The following is a 2994-nucleotide window of genomic DNA, read 5'->3' as shown; positions in this document are numbered from 1 at the left end:
GTTCGCGCCGCGGCCTGCGCCAGTCCCTCGCGCGCCGCGCCGGCCGCCGCGCCGAAGGCATCCGTCCTGGCGCCGAGGCGCGAGAAGGTGATCGTCGCGCCGTCCCAACCGCTCGCGCGCACCGCGCATGCCCCCGCGTCGAGGGCCACCGAGGCCCAATCGGCGGCGAACAGCGCGAAGCAGTCGTCCCCCTCGGGCGCGACGACGAGGCGGCCGTCGACGAAGAAGCCGCCGAAGGCGGTACGGGAGCCCCCGCGGTCGATGGTGCCGGCGAACACCTCGCCCGGCGCGCCGCCGTCCGCCAGGCGCAGCGCGGCGGCGCGCAGCGGCGGCCAGTCCCGGCGCAGCTCGCCGAGGAGGGTCGGACCGTCGCCGCCGAGGCGCTCGAGCGCCACGTCACCCCCGGGCAGCCGCAGGGAGATCGTGAAGCCGTCGCCGCCGATGCCCGCGACCTCCGCCAGGTCGACGGCCAGGGGCGCCCCGCCGGCGGGCGAGATCAGGAGCGTGTCGCCGTCGCGGCGCCACTGCGCGTCGACGCCGCGCCCGGCGCGGACGAGCCGGCACATGCGGGCCACGGGCGGGCTCAGGCCCACGACCGCGCGTACGCGCGGATCAGCAGGGCAGACGTGCGCATGGGCGGATCCAGGTCAGGCGACCTTCTGCCCGCACTCCGGGCAGAACTTGGTGCCGGGCGCGAACTTCGCGCCGCACTTCGGGCACTCGGTCTTCGGCGCGAGCGAGGCCCCGCACGCGGCGCAGAACTTGCCGCCCTTCGCCTCGGCGCCGCAGGTGGGGCAGACCACCACCATCGTCGCGTCGAAGTTCACGCCCTCGGTCTGGTCGCGCGCGCGCAGCTTCTCGGTGCTCTGCTCCACCGCGATGTTCGCCTGCGCGGCGGCCATCTCGCGCTGGAGGATCGGTGCGCACTTCGTGCAGAGGCTGCGCTCGGCGTTCCAGCAGATCTCGCGGCAGACCCACTGGCCGCAGCGCTTGCACTGGGTGAACAGCGGCTTGATCTCGGCGACCGCCTCGGCGAGCGCCGCGTCGTGGGCCGGCCCCCCGACCATCTTGTCGATCTCGTACGCGCCGTGGGCGGCGCGGCCGAAGATGCCGCCGAAGATGTTCCCGGCGGCCCGCAGCGCGCTCCCGGCCATGCCGGCGGCGTTGGCCTTCCAGCTCGACATGTAGCCGTTGCCGCAGGACTCGCAGAAGAACTTGAATTGAAAACCGTTCTCGGTCGAATGGTCCTGGTAGTTGTTGGTGAACTCGACGCGCGCCATCCTCGTTCCCTCCGGTTGCCGTCAGGATGCTATGCGCGCCGGTCGGCGGGTGTCAAGAAGGGCGCGACGGCGGCGGATCCGCGACCGGGGGCGAAGGCCGTGGCGCAGGCTCAATAGTAGTAGCCGTACTTCTTCGGTGTGCTGATCCCGTTGAGGACGACGCCAAGGACGGGACGGTCGGCGAGCTGCTCGCGGGCGCCCCTGACCAGGTCGCGCGGCGAGACGCGCCCGTTGACGACGAAGAGGATCCCGTCGGCGTAGGCCGCCAGCAGATGGGTGTCGGTGATCGACGTCAGCGGCGGCGAATCCACGACGACGTACTCGTAGCGCGACGCGAGGTCCCGCAGGTACTTCGGCATGGCGTCCGCCTGGAGCAGCTCGGCCGGGCCCTCGGAGGGGGTGCCCGCGGGAATCAGGTCGAGGAACGAGCTGTCGGTCGCGTCGAGGCAATCCTCCTCGCGTGCCCGTCCCTCGAGGATGTCGGTGATCCCCGGGGCCCGGTCCACCCCGAACAGCCCGTGGACGCCGGGCTTGCGCAGGTCGCAGTCGACGAGGACCGTGCGCCACTCCATCTGGGCCAGCGAGCGCGCGAGCGCAGAGGAGACCGTCGTCTTCCCCTCCTGAGGGAGCGCGCTGGTCACCAGGATGATCTTGTGGCGCGCCTCAAGTCGGGTAGCCACGCGGGTCCGCAGGCTGCGGAACTCCTCGCCGAAGTGCGCCCAGAGGTCGGCGGGGAGGCGGCCGCGGCGAGACTTCGCGGGCCGGGGAGCCGCTTGCTCGGCCATGCTCAGACCCCCTTCCGCAGCATCGCGAAGATGGCTTCCTGGAAGAGGAAGGCCGCGACGCAGGCCGCGTAGGCCACCCCGACGACGGTCAGGCCGACGATCTTCGTCAGCCGCTGCCGGTGCGACTTCGGCGGCTCGTACCAGGGGATGCCGGCGAGCACCTTGAGGCCGAGCAGCTTCTGAGCCTCCTCCACGCTCTGGATGGAGCTGTCGGTCTGCGCGAGGACCAAGACGAGCAGCGCGCAGAGCGCGATGCCGCCGCCGACCCCGCCGAGCACCGCCTGCGCCCGGGTCGGCCGCACCGGCGTGAGCGGCAGCGGCGCGGCCTGGAGGATGCGGAAGACCTCCCCCTTCTTCGAGGCCTCCAGCTCCTGGGTGACCTTCGCCTCCTCGAGGCGCCGCAGGAAATTGTTGTAGATGTCGTTGTTGACGTCGTAGTCGCGCCGCAGCCGCGCCAGTTCCTGCTCGACCTCGGGGATGCCCTGGACCTTCTTCTCGTAGCGCGCCAGCTCCTGCGAGAGCTGCTGCTCCCGCGTGGTCAGCGCGCCGACCTGGACCTCGGCCTGCTGGAGCTGTCCGAGGCTCAGCGCATCCTGCACCGTGGGCTGGCGCTGCGGGAGAGCCTGCGCGGCGGGCACCGTCGGATGCTTCCTCAGTTCCTGCTCCAGCGCGGCGATCTCGGCGCGCAGCGTGACCACGTCGGGGTAGGTGTCGGAGTAGTCGACGAGCAGGCGCCGCAACGCGGCCTCCTTCTCCCGGATCTGCGCCTGCAGCGGGTTCGCGATCATGACGGTCCCTGTCGCAGGCTCGCCCGCGGCCGCGCCTTCCGGAGAACCAGCCTGCTGGCGCAACATGTCGCGCTGAATCCGCGCCTGGCGCAGGTTGCTCTGGACCTCGATCAGGCTCGCCCGGAGCTGCTCGACGCGCGT

4 protein-coding genes are annotated in these 2994 nt (G+C 72.0%); all 4 read right to left on the bottom strand.

Annotated elements, in window-relative coordinates:
• Positions 1-575: hypothetical protein (locus VI078_03165; GenBank protein ID HEY5998283.1), on the bottom strand; the 575-nt coding region annotated here is incomplete at its 3' end.
• 72 nt (positions 576-647) lie between these two features.
• Positions 648-1280, bottom strand: a complete 633-nt coding sequence (locus tag VI078_03160) for a zinc ribbon domain-containing protein (protein ID HEY5998282.1) — start codon at positions 1278-1280, stop codon at positions 648-650.
• Between the two features lie 110 nt (positions 1281-1390).
• Complete coding sequence (locus VI078_03155) at positions 1391-2065, bottom strand: CpsD/CapB family tyrosine-protein kinase (protein HEY5998281.1); 675 nt, start codon at positions 2063-2065, stop codon at positions 1391-1393.
• A gap of 2 nt (positions 2066-2067) precedes the next feature.
• Positions 2068-2994, bottom strand: a 927-nt coding sequence (locus tag VI078_03150) for a GNVR domain-containing protein (protein ID HEY5998280.1), incomplete at its 5' end; no start/stop codon positions are given.

It is taken from the genome of bacterium, from assembly GCA_036524115.1.
Taxonomy (GTDB): domain Bacteria; phylum JAUVQV01; class JAUVQV01; order JAUVQV01; family DATDCY01; genus DATDCY01.
The sequence above is the reverse complement of the archived record's forward strand: the minus strand, read 5'-3'. Positions and strand labels throughout refer to the sequence as shown.

Excerpts from the sequence above, each read along its gene's own strand:
- VI078_03160 (HEY5998282.1), bottom strand. The coding sequence starts at position 1,280 with ATGGCGCGCGTCGAGTTCACCAACAACTACCAGGACCATTCGACCGAG.
- VI078_03155 (HEY5998281.1), bottom strand. The coding sequence starts at position 2,065 with ATGGCCGAGCAAGCGGCTCCCCGGCCCGCGAAGTCTCGCCGCGGCCGC.